A 21,214-nucleotide genomic window follows, 5' to 3' on the forward strand; every position below is an offset into this window, starting at 1 on the left:
CTCTATATTCTTTAAACAAAGGTTTACAAAAATACTACGCCAAATCAAATTATATTAACATAAAATTTGAGAAAATATGACTACATTTATGAACAATTTCAGATGAATTAAAAAGTGGAATTTTTCATTTAACGGTGAGAAATTTTTTGAACTCGTTAGTTTTATTGTCTACTAGTTTTATAAATTAGTAAGGCTCTAAAGTTGACGGGTTTTTTAATGTTTTAACCTTTACCTCAAATTATTTTTCCTTTCTTCACTTCTCATTTTTTTGATAAATTAAAGTTTATAAATATTTTATTTATGTTTAATGTTAAATAAAATAACTTGTTCTTTTTTAATTTATTGTATACCATTTAAATAGCAATTATACATTGTTTTAATATTTTAGTCTTTAAATTTATTTGTTATGATATTGAACTAAATTCGACTTTTTAAAGTTGAATCAAAATAATATTTATGAGCAAATTATGTTTAATTTCTTACTTACTGCTAATTTCAATTTCTACTTTTGGGCAATTAGAAAGTCACAATAATTTATCTGATACAACCTCAATTTATCCTTATACTTTCCCTATATGGGGACAAGAAATTCAGAATAAAGGTATAGAATTCCCCTTGCCTGCAGGTATATCTGTGCATTACGTTTATAATGAAATGTATTTAGGTATTTCAGAATTTGGAATGGGTATAAATGGGCATGATTTATCTCCTATTTTAAACGAAAAAACATTAGGTTTTCAGACTACGAGAGCAACCACAAATGGAATAAATTTAAGAGGAGATTTGTTTACTCTTCCGTTTTTAAATGTATATGGATTATTCTCTTATGTAGAGGGAGGTACAGAAGTTGGTTTACAACCAGATTTTGGAAATGGGAAGTTCCCTTATTTTAGTTCGAGTGTCATTTTTGAAGCTATATCTTTTGGCGCAGGAGCTACCTTTAATTATGGGTATAAAGATTACTTTGTATCAGTTGATGCAAATTATTCAGGAACTAAATCTGATCTAATAAAAGACAATGTGGGAATAATGGTCAACTCGATAAGAGTGGGTAAAAAATTCAATTTAAAGAAAGATCGTTTTGTTACTTTTTATGTGGGAACAATGTATAGAAACTTTACAAACCAAGGAGGTAGCCATGGATCAATTGTTCTAAAAGATGCTATGCCTGGTTTCGAAGGAGCCTATCAGCAATGGTACGACAACCTTTCTACTGGTCAGAGAATTATTATTGATGCTGGTATTAAAGCGATAAATGAAAATATTGGAACTGATATAGGGAATGGTGGAGTAATGAATAGTCAGATTGATTATCATATTAAGAAAGACCTCTTAAAAAAATGGACGTTTCAATTTGGAGGACAGTTTCAATTAAGTAAAAGGATTTGGATTAGAGGAGAATACGGAGTTTCTGATTATAGTAAGTTTATCTTAACGGGTATTAATTATAGATTTGGTATATAAAAGAGTTGATAACAAAACACCCCAATTCATTTATATGTGAATTGGGGTGCTTTTATTAATTTTCTAAGAAGTTGATTACTTTTTCAACAACAGTATCGGTTCTGAGAATTCTGAAATGCCCAGTATTTTCAATTTTTTCAAGTTCACATGTTGACCCCCATGCTTTTTGAACATCTATCGATTGCTGTATATCAATAATTTTGTCATTAACATCGTGTAAAATATAAGCTTTCTCAACGTTTACTTTCTGTACAAAATCAGATACGTTTTGATCGTTTACTTTTACATTAAACTCATTTTCTAACTTATTTACTAATTTATTTTTCACTCTATTATTTAGCCCTACCATTTGAGCAACATCATTCAGTCGTTGTTCAAACCTATCTGGCGTAGTAATCATTACATATTTATCAACCTTAAGATCATTATTGTTAGATAAGCAATGTGTGGTACCTACACTACCAAAAGAATGGCTAATTATATTTTTAATAGCATGTTTCTTAATAAAGAGTTTTACTAAAGCACTAAACTCAAACATGGTGGTTTTTCCCTTACTACTAAATCCATGTGATGGAGCATCAAAAGCGTAAACAGTATAATTGTTGTCAACAAGGCTTTCAATAATTTCAGCAAAATTCCCTGCTTGTCCTTCCCAGCCGTGTACTAACAAAACCTTCTTAGGTCCGTTGCCCCATTTATAGGTTTGAACATTAAAAGAATTAAATGAGATAAAGTCTTTTTCGGCCTTATCTAATATTTCTATTTCGTGAGGTCTTAGTTTAAATACAGTAGGTTGCACTATTTTGTTGTAAGCCATTTTTACAACAAGGCTTGGCATTGTGGCTGAAAGTATCTTTATGAAAGGTTTCATTTATAACAATTTAAGTTCGAGAACTCAAAGATACAATTATAAAATTAATTAAGAATAATCATTCATTCATTAAACAAAAAAGAGACCTAGAATATTCTAAGTCTCTTTTTAATGTACTATTAAAATAAACAACATTAATTATAGTTCGGGTTATTGTAATGAGTTAAACTATTGAAATGAAATAATATATTTTTTCTAAAGTGTATAACAATCTTTAATTGACTGAATACATAACTAATACAATTAAGATGACAAGTACCCTACCTTTTTATTATGATTTATTTTTTTAATATATCATAATTGGTAATTAACATCATTAAAATAACGAAATACACACTAATTTTTTTCTGTAAAATGATGATAAGTAAGGTTTTACATCAATTCTGAATTGATAGAATAAAAATTAAAAAAAAAGTAAATTAATGCTTTAACACTATATCAATTGTAAAATCAATAGATAGAATTATAAACTTTAATAAAAAATGCATGTTCTACTCTGCTTTCTAATCAATATTAAAAGTGTCTGCTTACTTTGTATAAAGTATTGATTGCATTGAGTAAACTATAAATCATAAAATGGAAAATAAGGTAAACTATTCAAGTAGATATATTGAGATCGTTCATGTAATGGTAAAATATGGGTTTCAGACATGGATTATGAATTCAACATTAAACCACCTTATTCCGAATAAAGTTCTTGAAAAACATTCTGACATAAATAAACTACCAATTGAAGTACGCTTAAGGTTAGCAATTGAAGAATTGGGTCCAACTTTTATAAAATTAGGACAGTTACTTAGTAATAGAGCCGATTTAATACCGATTGAGTATGTACATGAATTACAAAAACTACAAGACAATGTATCAGAAGATAATACACTTAACATTGAAGAGTACATAGAAAAAGAATTAGGTCAGTCAGCTAATGAGGTTTTTGAATATATAGATCCAAATCCAATCGGTATAGCTTCAATTGGGCAATCATATGCCGTAAAAAGAAAGGGTAAAAACCTTGTGCTAAAAGTTAGGAAGGTAAATGCTGATGTTATTATGAATGAGGATTTACGTATTATGCGTAGTATTCTAAGAGTAATAGTAAAATCAAGTAAGTCTTTATCTAGAATGGATACTATGCGTCTTTTTGATGAATTTGAAATTAGTATCAAGAATGAATTAAATTACGCTATTGAAAGACGAAATCAGGCACAATTTGTAAAATATTTTAAAGATTCTAAGAGTACCTGTGCACCCAATGTAGTTAATGATTTATCTACACAATCTCTATTTTGTATGGACTTTGCCGAAGGAGTGAAATTGAAAGATTTTTTAAAATCGGCTACTGAAAAACAAAAAGAAACAGTTAGTAAAAGACTTGTTAAATCTTTTGTTCAACAAATTATTGAATTTGGATTTTACCATGCAGACCCTCATCCCGGAAACATATTTATTACAGAAGATTTAAGAATTTGTTTTATAGATTTTGGTGCTGTTGGACACTTATTACCTGAAGACACAACGCTAATTACCGAATTTCTCGAAGCGTTTCTTTCAAAAGATACGGATAGGGTAATTCGAGCTATTAAAAGAATTGCAGTTTCTCATGAAATTACCGTAGAAAACCAAAAGAATTTACAATACCAACTTCATGATATCTTTCAAGAATTAGATCAAGGCGTTGATGAGGTACCTTGGGTAGAGTTTAGTGAAAAAATTATGGCAATTATGTTTCACTATAATATTGTATTACCAAACTATTTTGTAAATCTTGCAAAAGCATTGTCATTAGTATTAGGTACTGCTTTAGACATGAACCCAAAAATGAATATTTTAGAGGAAATAAAACCTTTCATGATTAAATATCAGTTTGATTTGTTTTCTCTAAAAAATCAGAGAAAGATGTTACTCGACTTGTTTAATAGTTTGAAAGATGTTAAAACTATTCCAACTGATATTAAGGATATTATCCAATTAATAAAACGAGGTAAAATAGAAGTACAAATTGGGTTAGACGATACAAAGACAATATTAGATACCTTCAGAAACGGGATTAATAAATTGACAACAGGTATTATAATTGGTTGCCTTTTAATTGCATCTTCTTCTATGTCTGTTTCAGAAAATGCTTCTTTTGTAAATAATTTTGCCCTTGGAGGTTACTTTATTGCAGGTATACTTGGGTTAGTTTTAACGATAGATATGTTTAAAGATCTGTTCAAGAAGAATAAATAATACGCTTGTAACAATGTGAATACATTAATAATTGATTTAAGTATACTAATATTCTTTCCTCATTTTAATCTGATTGGTAAATAATTGATTATTTTAGAAATCAATTATTACTAACCCAAAGATTATGATTGATTCTAGGAGTAAAGATTTATACTTAGCTTCATTTACTGATGTAGCCAAAATCTTATTTTTTCCTTTAACAGTATTAAAAGGGAATATTGGTATTCTGACTTTAATTTTATTATTGAGTATTAAATTTGATATTAATGCTCAAATAGAATTGAATAGCATTACACCTGATTCATTTAATTTTAATTATCTATATGCCTCAAATGTTCCTGAAATTCAAAAATTTAAAAGGTATAAAAATTCAAATAAAAATCAGGATATAATAATATCTAAAGGAAAGCATTTTACAACTAAATCAACGTACACAGCAATTTATGGTAATGTAACAATTTTTCTTGGAGGTAAATTAACAGTTGAAAAGGGACATACCTTAGTTATATATGGGAATGTGACAGTTAAAGGTGAAGCTCATTTATTTAATTATAATAATTTAGTTATAAAAGGAAATTTACAATTAGGTACCACAAAAAAACCACAAAATGTTTATTTTAAAAATTTCAAAGAATCAAACTTATATGTAAAGGGGGATTTTATTGGACCTCATCCTCATAAATCAGTACTTAATGGTCATATTGCAATTGATGGTAATGTAGATTTCCATTTCCATATTCATGATCACAATGGAAATGATATGTCAAATTCAAAATCTTTTTATTATAAGACAAATAATAAGTTAAAAGCTGATGGAGGAGATCATGATACAATAATATTAAAATTGAAAGGGTCTACAAATAGTTTTATTAAATTTGGAACCATAATAATACCCGATCCTAATACGAAAACAAAAAAAGGTAAAAAAGGTAAAGGTAAAGGTAAAGGTAAAGGTAAAAAAGGTAAAAAAGATAAAGGTAATCAACAGAAATTTACCTCAAAAGAAATGAAAATTACAACTGAAGAATTATTAAAATTAAAACCTTACTTATCAAATATTTTTTTCGCAGATCTCCCAGTAGAACTCACCTCGTTTAATGTAACCATAGAAAATGGTAAAGTGTTTAGTGTGTGGGAAACTGCCCAAGAAATTAATAATAGTCATTTTAAAGTGGAGCGATCTGTAGATGGTAAAAACTATGAAACTATAGCAGAATTTGTAGAAGGAGCAGGGAACTCAAATGTGTCGAATACATATGAAGTAGAGGATGAAAAACCTCAACAAGGAAAAGTATATTATAGATTAACTCAGGTTGATTTTGATGGTAAAACAGAATCTTGGATAGAAGTATTGAATAATGGTGAACGTGAACAAGGTGAGGTAGTAAGTATTTATCCTAATCCAGCTCAATACACTTTAAATGTTGCTCTAAACCTTATGGATGATGAGGAAGCTACTTTTGAGTTTATCAATACTTCAACTGGTCATTTGGTAAATAACACCCCAAATTTAGACTTATCAAGATCTAAAGCTGTTTTTGATGTATCTACTTTTACTCCAGGTACTTATGTGCTAATTGTTAAACTAAATGGTAAGATTAGCCATAGAGACCAAGTGGTAATTCTTGGTAATAAATCGAGAGGAAACGAGAAAGAAAAAGAAGATAAAAAATAAAAGAAGGAGGAGCATTTTTAGTGTTCCTCCTTTCTTTTTTACTTTGCCATAATAATTTCTTCTCTATATTCTGATGGAGTTTTTTTGAACTCTAGTTTAAAGCATTTACTAAAATACTTTGGATCGTTAAAACCAGTTTGATAGGCAATATCTGAAATATTCAGTTCTGGATCTTTCATTAAATCAGCGGCATATTTCAATCTAATATTCTTTATAAACTCATTAATTGATAATCCAGAAATAGATTTCATTTTACGTAAAAGGTGCCTTTTACTCATACCAAAATGTTCTGTAAAATCATCTACTCCAAATGTAAAATTATCCATGTTGTCTTTTACTACTTCAATTGCTTTACCTAAGAAATCATCTTCAACAACTTCTTTGTTTAAAGTAGCATAAGAGGTTGTAGATTGGAATTTCTGGACAAGCATTTTACGAGTAGCTGCCATATTGCTTATTTTTCTACGCAGGATATTGATATCAAATGGCTTAACTATATAATCGTCAGCACCAGCACTATAGCCATTCCATTGGGTTTCTTCTCCAGAATAAGCTGTTAGTAAAATAACAGGAATATGAGATGTTTGAGGTTCATTTTTTATCAACTTACAAAGGTCTGGACCATTCAATTCAGGCATCATAATATCACTAATCACAAAATCTGGTGAATATTCCATTACTTTTTCAAGACCAATTTTTCCATTTTCGGCTTCAATAATATTGAATACATTTCTTAGATTTTCCTTAATGTATTTTCTAATATCGTTGTTATCTTCAACAATCAATATGGTGAGGTTTTCCGCCTTAATTTCTTGAATTTCATCATCATTAATAACATCAATTGTACTTTCGTTTACAAAAGATAATTGTTCTATATCTTCATTTAAAGTGCCTTTTTTTAATGTGTGATTAATTGTCTTCTCAGTAGATGATAAGAAGTCCTCCCCAGTTTTTAATCTCACAGTAAACGTAGATCCTTTGTCTTGTTCAGAAATAACATCGATTGTACCATGGTGTAAATCAACAAATTGTTTAATAAGTGCCAAACCAATACCAGTACCAATAGTGGTAGAGTTTACACTGTTATTTGCTTGATAGTACAGGTCAAAAATATGAGCTTTCTGTTCTTTAGAAATCCCTAAACCAGTATCTTTTATTTCTAAAAGGACTTCATTATTTTCTTTTTTGATAGAAAAATGAATGGAACGATGATCTGGTGTATATTTAAATGCATTAGACAATAAATTGGTAACAATATTGTCCATTTTTTCTGCATCAAACCACATGATATATTCTTTTTCAAAACTCTCAAAATGGAAATCAATTTTCTTCTTTTGAGCCAAATGACTGAAAGATAAAAATCGAGCTTTAGAGAAGCTAACAATATCATTCTCACTAGCTTTAAGGTGTATATTTCCAGATTCTAACTTTCTGAAATCTAATAACTGATTTACGTTTTTGAGTAAGCTATTTGCATTTCTAAACATGACATCATAATCATCTTTAGGCGATTTACTTTCTCCTTGAATTAGTTGTTTTAGTGGTCCAATTATTAATGTTAATGGAGTTCGTAATTCATGCGAAATATTGGTAAAAAAGCGGAGTTTTGCCTCGTTATTTTCTTGTACTTCTTGTAGTAAGTTATTAATATTTTCAGATTGTGTTTCTAACTCATGATTCTGCTCTTTTAATAAAGAATTTTTATCGTTTAAATCATGATTTTGTTGAGCAAGTAATTCATTCACTTCTTTAATTGTAGAAGTTGCTTGGTTTACCTTTGCTGTTAGTTTTTTCTTCTGTTCTTTTAATTGATGTACCCTCAGTTTATATAACACTAAAAGTCCTATTATAATAGAAATAATAAAAAGTACTCTAAATAACGTAGTTTCCCACCAAGGTGGAATAACGGTAATTTTTAATGCAGTTGGTTGTGTATTCCATATTCCATCATTGTTAGAAGCTTTAACTTTAAAAGTATAAATACCAGGTTTTAAGTTATTGTAATAAGCATTTTTTCGATCATTTACATAATACCATTCATCTTCTAATCCTTCTAACATATAGGCATACTGATTCTTTTTCGGAAGTATGAAATTTAATGCAGAAAATTCAAAAGAAAATATATTTTGATCATGTGATAAAGTGATTTCATTTAATTCATCTATTGGTAATGGGAGTGGACTGTTTTCTGTCCCAAATTCAACTTCTTTATTAAAAAGTCTAAAAGATGAAATAACTGTTTTAGCTTGTACAGGGTTTAACCAAATATCTTTAGGTTTGAAGTAATTTAACCCATTATTACCCCCAAAATACATTGTACCATCTGATTTCTGAAATGCTGCCTGAATTTTAAAATCAAGCCCTTGTAATCCATCCTCTACAGTAAAAACATGAAAATCAGCTTTATTAGGAGTGTGTACGGCATTTATATATTTTACTAATCCACGTTGCGTACTTATCCATAAGTTACCTTGTTCATCGTCTAAAATACCTGAAATGCTATTTGAAGGAAGTCCGTCTTCTGTAGTGTATGTGTAAGAAATATCACTACTTCTATCAAGATAAATCAGTTTATTTCTTGTGCCAATCCAGAGGTTACCTCTTTGGTCTTCATAACTACAAACAGTTGTAGAAATATTTATTTTATATTGAAGGCCAATGGGCGTAAAATCATCGGTTGCATCATTATAAATATCAATACTACTTCCTGTTTGTACAAGTAAATTTCCTCTACTATCTTCAAAAACCTTCCCGATAAAATCATTAGAAATGCTTTTAGGATTGCCAACATCAGATCTATAATGTGTAAATGAAGCAGTAGTAGTATTTAATTTATTTAAGCCACCATGCATAGTACCTACCCAAAGATCTCCATTTTTTCTTTGGAAAATTGAACTTACATCATTTCTACTTAAACTTGTAGGATCGTCTTCTTTATGGTAAAAGTGTTTTATTTTACCAGTTTTGTAGTCAATAAAATCTAATCCACCGTTAAAAGAACCTACCCACAGGTTTTTCTCTTTATCAGTTAGCATACTTAAGATAACATCTCCAGAAAGACCATCTTTTTTTGATAAAACAGAAGATTTTCCATCTTTTAAAATGGTAATTCCACCTCCATCTGTGCCTACATAGATTTCTTTATTGGGTCCTTCAGCAAATGATAGAACGTTATTACTACTTAGAATTCCTTTTTTAAGATGATTGAAATCCTTATCCCATTTGCTAAAATAGTTTACCCCACCGTTGTATGTACCTACCCATAAAATACCTCCTTTATTGTCGTAAAGTAGGCTATGTATAGAATTACTATTTATACTATTTGGAATACTATCGTCGGGTAATAAATCAATTATTTGATATGTTTTGGTATCAAGAATATGTAAGCCTCCACCTTCTGTACCAATATATAATTGCCCATTCTGATTTCCATTTAAACATAGAATGCTATTATGTTTTATACCCTCATCTAAAGTAAACGTTTTAAATAGTCCGGTTTCTTTGTCTAACAAATTAAGTCCACCTCCTAACGTTCCAACCCAAAATTGATTGAATTCATCTTCATATACACTTGTAATTGTATTATGAGATAAATTAGTATTGAGTTCTTTTTTGTAATGTTTAATGTATTTATTTTCTATTTGTATTTGATATAACCCATTATCTGTACCTACCCAAAGCGTATTTGATTTATCTTCATAAATACAGCGTATTGGGTCTTTAATACTTTGTGTTTTACCGTTTTTATTATAAGTATAAGGTATAAAACCATCTGTTTCATAATCATATTGTACTAAACCTTTACCTGTTCCAATCCATAATCTATGGTCAGCATCTTCAAAAATAGATTGTATTTTATCATTCGGTAAAGAAGAAGTGTTTTTTGGTTGATTACGATACGTTTTAAAGGTATCTGTTTGTCTATTTAATAAATTTAGGCCACCACTAAAAGTACCTACCCAAAAATTATTCTTCGAATCTTCATAAATAGAAAGAATAAAGTGATCTGAAAGCCCAGATTTATCGGTTTCATTCCCAGAATAATTTTTGAACGAACTGCCATTATAACGGTTAAGCCCACTAATACCACCAATCCATAAGTACCCTTTATTATCCTTTGCTAAGCACTTTGCCCAACTATGGTTTAACCCTTCATTAATATTTAAGTACTCAAATTTTGGGGAATTTTGTCCATTGGAAAACGAAGCTGTAAAAGTTATAAAAATTGAAAAGATAGAACATAAGTAATTAAAAAATTTCATAGCACAGTGAATACATTGAGTTGAGTTAGTTTGATAGAAAGCGATTGTTATGATCGTTCTCTTATCAATTATAAATAGAATTATTCAAATTTAAAAATGAACTTAATATACATGTACTATAAATGATTAAATACATCAAATTGTTTTTTTTAGAGGTGGAAAAATACGTCAAATGTCTTTTTTTTACCCTTTTAAGGCTATTTTTTAACAGAACCTTAGCAAGTACATTCTTTTTGATGGAATCTGCATTTTTAGTAGTCTATTCAAAGATTATTAGAGCAGGTAACACACTGTAATTACCTAGGTGTCTTAAATATCCCCTTATCAGTGTCTTGATTACACCTAAAAAAAAATGAATCTCCCTAAAATTGTAACATACTCTTCAACTAAGCGCTACTAAGAAAGAGACGAATCAACTTTTTAAAAGACAATAAAGCAAAACGTATTGAGATGAATTTTACAAAAACAACTTTATTAAAACTCTTTATTTTTACTATGCTTGGGATATCACTCTCTTGTGAGAACAAAGAGACATCTTTAGATATACCAATGCCGGTATTAGCAAAATATTCTTTTATTATTTCTGACGATACTGTTGTAAGCTTTACAAATAAATCTGTTGGAGCTACTACTTATTTATGGGATTTTGGCGATGGTACAACATCAGAAGAGCAACATGTAGAACACGTTTTTCCAGAAGGAGAGTTTGTGGTTAATTTAATGGCTGCTTCTGGAGCAATTGAAAATACTTTTACTAAAGAAGTTAACATTTTTGTTCCAGAAATTATTGAGCCAGTAGATGTAGTTGCAGAAGCAAAGAAGATATTGGTTGGAACAGATGGCATTAAGAAGTGGTCGATAGCTAAAGAATCTAAAGGATATGCTTTTGGACCATTAGATGATGAAACTATTGATTGGTTTGTTGTTGATATGTATGATGAAAATGCTTTTACAACTAGAGCATGCCTTTTTAATCAAGAGTTTTCTTTTACTACGGAAGGAGTATACAAAAGAGTTTCAAACGGTGCTCTTTGGAAAGAATGGCAAATTTTTGAAAATGAAGGTTGTCATGATACAAACAATGATTTAGTAACAAATGCAGGTGCAAATGTAGAAGTTTGGGAAGATGGTGAGTTTACATATGAAATCACAGAAGAAGGTGGCTTTGCAGTAATTACAGTTACAGGTTTGGGTGGTTATGTAGGTCATTATACAAGTGGAGTTGATGCTTCAGACTTTTTACCTCAAAAAGAACATAAGTATATTATTAAATCTGCATTACCAGGTAGAATAGAATTGTCTTCTCTTGGCTATAATGGAGATTCTAAAGCAATACCAAATAAAGCTGATCGTTTAGTAAGATTAATTTTGGTTCCATCAGAAGTAACAGAGGAAACAGTTGAGGAAGAAGAACCAATAGAAGAGGTAGATTTATCACCAATAAAAACTTTATTGTCTAGATCTTGGGCAATAGAAGAAAAAGCTGGGGCGGTATATTATGGTCCGCTAGTAGGAGATGATGTTTGGTGGTCTTTATCAGAAAATGATGTTCTTGCTAGAACGTGTTTATTTGATTCAGAATTTACATTCTCTGAAGATGGAAGTTATTCAAGAGATATGAATGGTACAATTTGGAAAGAATGGTCGATATTCCCTGATGTTGAATGTGATGATACTTCAAACCCACTAATTAATATTGACGGAGAAAATGTAGACACTTGGGGAGATGGTGATTTTACCTATGAATTAAGTGTTGTAGATAACGATACAATTATTACAGTAAACGGTATGGGTGGTTATATAGGTCATTATACTTCTGGCGTAGATTACGCAGATTATGTTGCACATGATGTTCATGAATATAAAATAACTTCTATTTCAGATTCAGAATTAAAATTATCGTCGAAAGGTTTTGGAGGTGATTCGAAAACTATTGCAGGTTATGATCCGAACAAAGCAGATAGAATTGTAAATATTTCTTTTGTACCAGCTAACTAATTTTTTGAACGCTATTCAGAAATAAAATCAACTAAGATGAAAATATATATAAAAAGTTTATCTGTATTCTGTTTTATAATAGCTATGCTATTGAATACAACAAACGTATTTGCTCAGGAAGACTTTACGCTAACTGGTTTAGTAGTAGACGAAAATAACGAACCTTTAATTGGAGTAACTGTAGCTTTAATAGGAGATTTTGAGACACCTATTGGTACAACAACAGACTTTGATGGAAATTATAAAATACTAGTTCCAGAGGGAGTGACAGGTGTGTCGTTTCGTTATATGGGATATGAGACACAAACTTTTGATTTAACAAACCAAACAAACATTAGTGTTACGCTAAAAGAAGATATTGATGTGTTGAATGAGGTTGTGGTTGTAGGGTATGGTACCCAAGAAAAGAAAGATGTTACTGGTGCCATGTCTTCTGTAGACAGAGAAGACTTTAATTCGGGTGTCATGTCAAACCCTACAGAACTTATTCAAGGTAGAGCAACGGGTGTTCAGATCACACCAAGTAGTGGAGAACCTGGAGCTGCTGTTTCGGTAAATATTAGAGGTACAAGTTCAGTACGTGGTAATAACGGTCCATTATATGTAATTGATGGAGTGCCTTTAGGTGGTGGCGCTGCAGCTTCTGGATCTGTAGGAGGTGGAAATCAAGCACCAAAAGATCCTTTAAACTTCTTAAATCCAGATGATATTGAAAGTATTGATATCTTAAAGGATGCATCAGCAACAGCTATTTATGGTTCTAGAGGATCGAACGGTGTAGTGATGATCACAACTAAGAAGGCTAAAAACCAAGAAGGTAAAGTGAGTTATTCTGCTTATGGTGGTATGGCATGGGTAAGAAAGAAAATTGATTTACTTTCATCAGATGATTGGAGATTAAGTAGAGCTTTAATAGCTCAATCTACAGGCGACTTATCATTTTTAGATTGGGATTATGGTGGAAACACAAACTGGCAAGATGAAATTTTTAGAACAGCTTATTCTCAGAATCATAACTTGTCTGTATCAGGTGGGTCTGAAACAGGTAACTATTTAGCATCTCTTGGGTATATGGATCAAGAAGGGGTTATAGAAAGCTCTGGAATGAAACGTCTTACAGGTCGTTTAAATATTGAACAGCGATTATTGGACGATAGATGGAAAGTTGGTTTTAACTTATCTGCATCAACAATTAATGATACTTACGCACCTTTAGGTACAGGTTCTGGAACTGGTGATACTGGTGCAAATAACTTAATAGGTAGTGCATTAAGAGGTAACCCAACAATGCCAATTTATAATGAAGATGGGTCGTATTTTCAAACACCAACAGATGTCAACCCTGTAGCATTAATCAATTTAATAAATGATGAGTCGGTAACAGACCGTTATTTAGCCAATGTAACTTCAGATTTTAAAATAATAGAAGGTTTACATTATAATTTGAGTATTGCTTATGATAGATCAAATGCTCAGCGTAAAGGTAGTCGTTCTAAAGATTTACAAAGTGAAACAAACGGTACGGGTACAATTAGTAATAATCAAAATACAAACTTTTCAATAGAGAATTTTGTAACATACTCTAAAACAATTAATAAGCATGATTTCTCTGTGATGGGAGGTTTTTCATACCAAAAATTTGATTACGAATTTAACGGTATGTATGTAGATAACTTCTTTTCTTCTGCTGTAGATTATGCAGATAATCTAAATCAGGCGGCAAATAAACAAGCATCAAGCGTTTGGTCTGGTGGAGGTTCTTCAGAATTACAATCTTATTTTGGTAGGTTTAATTATAGCTTTAATGATAAGTATTTAATTACTGCATCTATGAGAGCGGATGGTTCTACTAAGTTTGGAGATAATAATAAGTATGGTTATTTCCCTAGTGCAGCGTTAGGCTGGAGAATTTCTGAAGAAGCTTTTTTATATAATTCTGATGTAGTTTCTAACCTTAAATTAAGAGGTGGATGGGGACAAACAGGTAACCAAGAAATTCCGGATCATATTCCATTAATGATCTATAACCCAGTAACGGTAAATGATGAAAAAACATATGAACCAGATCATCAACCAAATGAGGATATTAAATGGGAAACAACAACACAAGCAAACATAGGTGTAGATTTTGGTTTCTTTAATGATAAGATTTCGGGTACGTTAGATTACTTCCATAAGTCAACAACAGATTTATTATTTAAAGTAGATTTAACGCCTCCAGCATTGGCAACAGTTGGTTATGTCAACTTACCTGCTCAATTAATAAATAAAGGTTTTGAGGCATCGTTAAAAGTATATTGGATTACAGACGGAGATTGGGAGTTTTCATCAAACGTTAACTTCACAATGATCGAAAATAATATTCAAGGTTTAGATAATGATGCTGTAAGAACAGGTAGATTAAACGGACCGGGTATCTCTAGTACACAAGTTCAAGTTATTCAAGACAACTATCCATTACAGACTTTTTATACAAGAGAATTTAGAGGTTTTGATCAAGAAGGATATTCTAAGTACACTAATGCAGAAGGTGGTACAACAGGTTCGGCAGATGCAGCAGTGGAAAGACATTTGGGGTCACCTCATCCAGATTATATGTGGAGTTTAAATAATACGCTGAAATACAAAAGCATAGATTTCTCAGTATTTATTGATGCAAAACACGGACAGAATATTTATAACAACACAGCACATGCTTTCTATAATAAAAGGATGTTATCTCAGGCAGGGAATACAACGTATGCCAATTTAATGTCGGAGAAAAACCTTGATCAAGAAGCAATTACTTCTTCAGAATTTATAGAGGATGCTACTTTCCTTCGTTTATCAAACATCACTTTAGGTTACAATTTTAATACCTCTAATATTTCATGGATGAGTGGTGCTAGAATTTACGCAACAGGACAGAATTTATTTGTATGGACAAACTATACAGGTTATGACCCTGAAGTAAATGCAAGTATGGACGTAAATGGTTACCCATCATTTGGTATAGATTATACATCTTACCCGCGCCCATCTACTGTAATTATTGGTATCAATGTTAATCTTTAAGCTGAACAATTATGAAATTCAATACATATAAATCTTTAGCAGTAGCCTTTGTATCGATGCTGTCGGTAGGGTGTACTAATTTAGAACCAAATACAGACTTTCAAGTAACGCAAGAGAAATACTATGCGGAGCAAAGAAAATTAATTTTAGAAGACCCTACAAAGCTGAGTGCTTTATCATTACCAGCGTATTCATCACTTTTCCAGTTTATGGGAGAAAGAAATATTTACGCACTAACAGAGGGGTCTACAGATGAAATGATGACGCCAACAAGAGGAAATGATTGGAATGATAATGGACTTTGGCTACAATTACACAAGCAAGAATGGGGGGCAGATCATCTTATTGTAGAAAATGGATGGAACGATATGTCTGTAGGAATATCTAGAACATTTAATACATTAAAAGATATCTATGACATTGGTGATGGCGATGAATATTTCTTAGAAATTGCTCAACCATACATTGCAGAAGTTAGATTTTTAAGAGCTTATTATGTGTGGCAAGTACTTGATTTATTTGGCCAAGTACCTTATAGAAACGAAGAAGGGGTAAATGTAGCTTTAGATAGAGTTACAGCTACAAATTTAGTTATTCAAGAATTAGAAGAAATTACACCTCTATTATTTGAGAAAAAAGACCAACCTGAATATGGTAAAATAGTGAGAGAGACTGGACATGCTTTACTTTCTAAAGTATACCTAAATCGTTTTATCTACAATGGAGAATCATCAGCATCTAAAGAAGATATGGATAAGGCAATTGAACATGCTGATGCCGTTTTAACTTCCCCAAGTTATAGATTGGCAGATGACTACTTTCAGCTTTTTGATTTTAATAATCAAGATAGTCCAGAGGCATTACTAATAATCAGAAATGGCTACAATGTTTCTAGTGAGTTTTCTGGTCAAACAAGAGCTTTAATGACATTACATTACTCTCAAACAGCAGGAACTGCAGCTTTACAGCCTTGGAATGGAATGTGTACTACAGAAGAGTTTTTCAATTCTTGGGATCAAGATGGAATTAGTGGTAATGGCGTCTCAACAACTGATTATCGTTTTCAAGATACTAGATATGTACAAAGTACAGGGCTAAAGTTAGGGTTACTAGAAGGCCAACAATACAGTACTTCTGGGGTTCAATTAAAGGATAGAAATGGAAATTTACTGGCCTATACAGCAGAAGTAGCAGACATTACTAACGCTCAAGAATTTGAAGGTGTAAGAGTATTAAAATGGGCACCAGATCAGCTTTCTGAAAATTTTTGGAGAGCAAATAACGATGTGGCACTTCTTAGATTTGCTGATGTATATTTAATGAAAGCAGAAGCACTTTGGAGAAATGGAGATGCAGCAGGTGCACTTACTATTATTAATGATTTAAGACTTAGAAGAGGAAATACAGTGCTTGCAGCAATTAGTGCAGACGGTCAGGAGATATTAGACGAAAGAGGTTTTGAATTGTATTGGGAAGGTTACAGAAGAACAGATTTAGTTCGTTTTGGTCAATTTACAAATGGAACATGGGCAGGGAAAGAAGTAACTACCGAAGATAGAAATGTATATCCAATACCTTCATCAGTATTAGTATCTAGTGATGGTTTTTCTCAAAACAGTGGCTACTAGAAGTTAGATGTGTGAATTATTTTGGGCAGTGTAGAATGCTGCCCATCTTTTAAATCAAAAACAATTAGTAAGATGAATACTATAAAAAATATACTCTTTACAATCTGTTCAACAGCTCTTATAACTGCCTGTACAACTGAAAATGTAATTTCAGATTTTCCAATTAAAAAAGGTGTGGTAGAGCATGAAGCAGTGCCTGTTGCAAAGTCAAACAATAAGAAAGTGTACATGCACTACATGCCTTGGTTTGAGGCTAAAGGCGATTATTCTTCTGATTGGGGAAGCCATTGGACAATGACTAATAAAAATCCAGATGAATTAATTGACGGGAATGTTCCGGATATTGCATCACATGTGCACCCTTTAATTGGACCTTACGATTCTCGTGATCCAGACGTTATTAATTATCACTTGTTATTGATGAAATATGCTGGTATTGATGGTCTATTAATCAACTGGTATGGTACAGAAGGAACAAACCAAGATATTGATTCTCTTTTACAGAATTCGAACGCAATTATTGAAGAGTTAGATGATGTTGGCTTAAACTTCTCTGTAGTAATGGAAGATCGTTTTGCTAACGAAGTAACACCTTTTGATGATATCACTGCTAATATTAAATATTTAAGTGATAATTATTATGGTAGAGATGAATACATCAGAATTGATGGAAAACCTCTAACATTAATATTTGGACCTTTCCAAGAAGGTGATGCAAATTGGGAACAAGCTTTGGCTATTTCTCCAGAGGAAGAACATTTTATTCCTCTTCAGAATAATACTAAAATTAATACTGTTGCAGATGGAGATTTTGCATGGCCTGGTTCGGGAGATATTAGTGACATAGAAAACTACTATAAGAATGCAGATCCAAATAAAATTTCTGTAGGTGGTGCTTTCCCTGGTTTTAAAGATTTTTATGAGGAAGGTGGTTATGGTGAAGTAATTGTTGGCGGATGGGAATATCCATTAGGAGCAGACCAAATGAAAACAACTTTAGACTTTGCAGTACAATACGAAAGCAAAATAGATTTCTTACAATTGATTACATGGAATGACTTTGGGGAAGGAACAACAATAGAACCTACAATAGAATACCAATTTGACTTCTTAATAGAAGTACAAAAATATACAGGCGTTAGTTACACAGTTACAGAACTTGAAATGGTTTACAATTGGTTTAACCTTAAAAATGATCCTCGATACCAAGCAGAGAGGTCATTTAGAGATAAGGTAGATCAGATTTACTTTAACCTTGTATCTACCAGAGTATCAGAAGCCAATGATTTATTTATAGAACTTCAATAAACTTAATTTAAAAACATGTCAATTAGAAAGTTAATTACAACATTGATATTAGGAAGTACACTTTCTTCATGTCAATTATTCGATAGTTATAAAGAAACAGATGTAGTGCTCTCATCACCGGGTAATCATTTAGAATTAACGTTTAAAATGATAGATGGAGCACCAAAATACGAAGTTACATTCGATAACGAGCCAATTATCTCAACTTCTGATTTAGGTTTTGTATTGAAAGACCAACCTAATTTATTAGACAATTTTGAGGTTGTAGATATTAAAGAAAAATCTATTGATGAAAAATGGGAAACGATATGGGGGCAAAGTAAAGAGGTTGATAATAACTATAATGAGTTAACTGTTTTTCTTAAAGAGAAATCTAAAAAGCCAAGAGAAATGCAACTTATTTTTAGAGCTTTTGATGATGGATTAGGTTTTAGATATTTTATTCCTACTCAAGAAAATATTTCTAAAATAGAAATCATGTCGGAAGAAACGACATTCAATTTAGTAGACAATTACAAAGTATGGTACCAACCATGTGACACAATTGTTTCTAATTGGGAGCATGGGTTTGATACATATGAACGTCTTTATGAAAAAGCACAAGTTACAGAGGTTAAAACGTTAATGCATACACCTGCTACTTTTGAAACAAAAAGCGGAGATTATGTGAGTATTCACGAAGCAAACCTTACAGATTACTCTACCATGACGTTGGATAGAGGTACTAAAGGTACATCATTTGAATCTTACTTAGTTCCATGGCCTGACGGTGTGAAAGTAAAAAGAACTACACCAATGTACACACCTTGGAGAACTGTTCAAGTAGGGCACAACCCTGGTGATCTTGTAGAATCAAATATCATTTTAAATTTAAATGAACCAAATAAAATAGAAGATGTCTCTTTTATAAAACCTATGAAATATTTAGGAGTTTGGTGGGAAATGCACATGAATAAATCTACTTGGGAACAAGGTCCAAACCATGGAGCAAATACAGAAAATACAAAAAAATATATCGATTTTGCGGCATCAAATGGTCTTGGAGGAGTATTAGTAGAAGGTTGGAACAAAGGATGGGAAGACTGGATTACAAACCCTAATTTCAATTTTGTAGAGCCTTATTCTGATTACGATTTAAAATATTTAGCAAGTTATGCCAAAGAAAAGGGAGTAGAATTAATAGGTCATCATGAAACAAGTGGTGATATTTTAACCTACGAAAATCAGATGGATGATGCTTTTGATCTTCTTGAAAAGAATGAAATGAACGCATTAAAAACAGGTTATGTAGGCAAAATTAGAGCAGAAGAAGAAGGTCAACATCACCATGGTCAGTATATGGTGAACCATTACAGAAAGGTATTAGAAACGGCAGCTAAACATAAAGTTTGTGTTGTAGCACATGAACCAATAAAGCCAACGGGAATTCGTAGAACCTATCCAAATATGTTAAGTAGAGAAGCTATGCGTGGTATGGAATATAATGCTTGGAGTGATGGAAACCCAGCAAGTCATACTACAATTCTACCATTTACTATGGGTTTAGGTGGTCCGTTAGATTATACGCCAGGTATTTTTCAGACAAATTTTGACAAATACAGAAAAGGAAATTCTACTCATACTACAGTGGCAAATCAGTTGGCTTTATATGTAGTATTGTATAGTCCTGTGCAGATGGCAGCCGATTTACCAGAACATTACGAAGGAAACCCAGCGTTTCAGTTTATTAGAGAAGTTCCAACAGATTGGGAAGAGTCTAAGGTGTTAACTGCAGATATTGGAGAGTACGTGGCGGTGGCTAGAAAAGATAGAAAAAGCAACGATTGGTATATAGGAGCAATTACAAACGAAGAGAAAAGAGCATTAGAAATTCCTATCGATTTCTTAGAAGATGGGAAAGAATATATTGCAGAAATCTATGCAGATGGAACAAATGCAAGCTATAAAGTAAATGCTACTGATGTGGACATTAAAAAAGTAAAAATTAGAAACGGAGAACACCTTTCTATGCATTTAGCAGAGGGAGGCGGACAAGCAATACGAATACATGAAGCAACTACTGGAAAATATGTATCTATGACTGAATAATTAATTATAATATTTGAGCTGATCAAAGGCCTCCTTCTTAAGGGGGCTTTTTTTTGTTGGTTACGATTTTATAAGGGAAGATCAAGATTAGATAAGAAGTTTCAGGCTACTATCTATAAAACAGTATTTGATATCCAAACTTAAATTGAAGGTTATGAAATACAATGTATTCATTCCGTTAGTAACTGATCATAATTTAAATCAAAGTACCTCTATTGATTACTAATTTATTGTTTTTTGAGGGTGAAAAATAGGACAAATGTCGATTTATTACCCTCAAAACACTACTAATCTCAAGAAAGCTCTTTTCCTTCTACTTTATCTTAAAAACCTTATTGAGATAGCAGAAATGGCTGTTTTTCATCAAATGTAAGGAGAGTAAAATAGGTGTAGTCTTAAAATTACCCCTTAGAGTGTCTTATTTACACCTAATAAAATGAGGGATCCCGTAAAATTGTAATACCCTAATCAAGCAAATCGCGAAGTTTGAAGAGGGTAAACAAATGAATGAATCATTTACTAGTATGAAATAATAAAGCAATCTATTTATCCAACTATTGTAAGCATTACTGGCCTTACAAAAACTAATAAAATTACTTTTTACGTTGATGGGCAACCATCATTAGATTTATATTTT

Annotated in this window: 10 protein-coding genes; 8 read left to right on the forward strand and 2 right to left on the reverse strand. The window is 31.5% G+C overall.

Annotated features, from left to right (window positions below):
• Positions 1-456 precede the first annotated feature (456 nt).
• Positions 457-1,464 carry a hypothetical protein gene (locus tag KM029_RS23375; RefSeq protein ID WP_144076223.1) on the forward strand — a complete coding sequence of 336 codons (1,008 nt, stop codon included), beginning with the start codon at positions 457-459 and terminating at the stop codon, positions 1,462-1,464.
• Positions 1,465-1,519: 55 nt separating this feature from the next.
• On the opposite strand, the gene KM029_RS23380 is transcribed toward KM029_RS23375, so the two are convergent.
• Entirely contained in the window at positions 1,520-2,335 is an 816-nt protein-coding gene (locus KM029_RS23380) for an alpha/beta hydrolase (RefSeq protein WP_144076224.1), read from the reverse strand.
• A gap of 576 nt (positions 2,336-2,911) precedes the next feature.
• On the opposite strand from KM029_RS23380, the gene KM029_RS23385 reads away from it, so the two are divergent.
• Together KM029_RS23385 and KM029_RS23390 are read left to right on the forward strand one after the other, a co-directional pair.
• The gene (locus KM029_RS23385) at positions 2,912-4,564 is read left to right on the forward strand and encodes an ABC1 kinase family protein (protein ID WP_144076225.1); all 1,653 of its coding nucleotides are present in this window, start codon (positions 2,912-2,914) and stop codon (positions 4,562-4,564) included.
• Positions 4,565-4,688: 124 nt separating this feature from the next.
• Positions 4,689-6,239 (forward strand): T9SS type A sorting domain-containing protein, encoded by a 1,551-nt coding sequence (locus tag KM029_RS23390; protein ID WP_144076226.1) that lies wholly within the window; start codon positions 4,689-4,691, stop codon positions 6,237-6,239.
• A 38-nt stretch (positions 6,240-6,277) separates the two neighbouring features.
• Here KM029_RS23390 and KM029_RS23395 read toward each other — a convergent pair whose 3' ends face one another.
• Positions 6,278-10,501: a two-component regulator propeller domain-containing protein gene (locus tag KM029_RS23395; protein WP_144076227.1), complete on the reverse strand. Its 4,224-nt coding sequence runs from the start codon at positions 10,499-10,501 to the stop codon at positions 6,278-6,280.
• A 495-nt stretch (positions 10,502-10,996) separates the two neighbouring features.
• Here KM029_RS23395 and KM029_RS23400 point away from each other — a divergent pair, with 495 nt between their 5' ends.
• From KM029_RS23400 to KM029_RS23420, 5 genes are all read left to right on the forward strand, one after another.
• On the forward strand, positions 10,997-12,499 hold the full coding sequence (locus KM029_RS23400) for a PKD domain-containing protein (RefSeq protein WP_158631195.1): 1,503 nt from the start codon (positions 10,997-10,999) through the stop codon (positions 12,497-12,499).
• 36 nt (positions 12,500-12,535) lie between these two features.
• Positions 12,536-15,553: a SusC/RagA family TonB-linked outer membrane protein gene (locus tag KM029_RS23405; RefSeq protein WP_144076229.1), complete on the forward strand. Its 3,018-nt coding sequence runs from the start codon at positions 12,536-12,538 to the stop codon at positions 15,551-15,553.
• Positions 15,554-15,564: 11 nt separating this feature from the next.
• Positions 15,565-17,181, forward strand: a complete 1,617-nt coding sequence (locus KM029_RS23410; RefSeq protein WP_144076230.1) for a RagB/SusD family nutrient uptake outer membrane protein — start codon at positions 15,565-15,567, stop codon at positions 17,179-17,181.
• 72 nt (positions 17,182-17,253) lie between these two features.
• On the forward strand, positions 17,254-18,489 hold the full coding sequence (locus KM029_RS23415) for a glycoside hydrolase family 71/99 protein (RefSeq protein WP_144076231.1): 1,236 nt from the start codon (positions 17,254-17,256) through the stop codon (positions 18,487-18,489).
• A gap of 15 nt (positions 18,490-18,504) precedes the next feature.
• On the forward strand, positions 18,505-20,577 hold the full coding sequence (locus KM029_RS23420; RefSeq protein WP_144076232.1) for a glycoside hydrolase family 97 protein: 2,073 nt from the start codon (positions 18,505-18,507) through the stop codon (positions 20,575-20,577).
• Positions 20,578-21,214: the final 637 nt, after the last annotated feature.

Origin of the sequence: Flammeovirga kamogawensis, assembly GCF_018736065.1 — a bacterium.
In the GTDB taxonomy this organism is placed as follows: Bacteria; Bacteroidota; Bacteroidia; order Cytophagales; family Flammeovirgaceae; genus Flammeovirga; species Flammeovirga kamogawensis.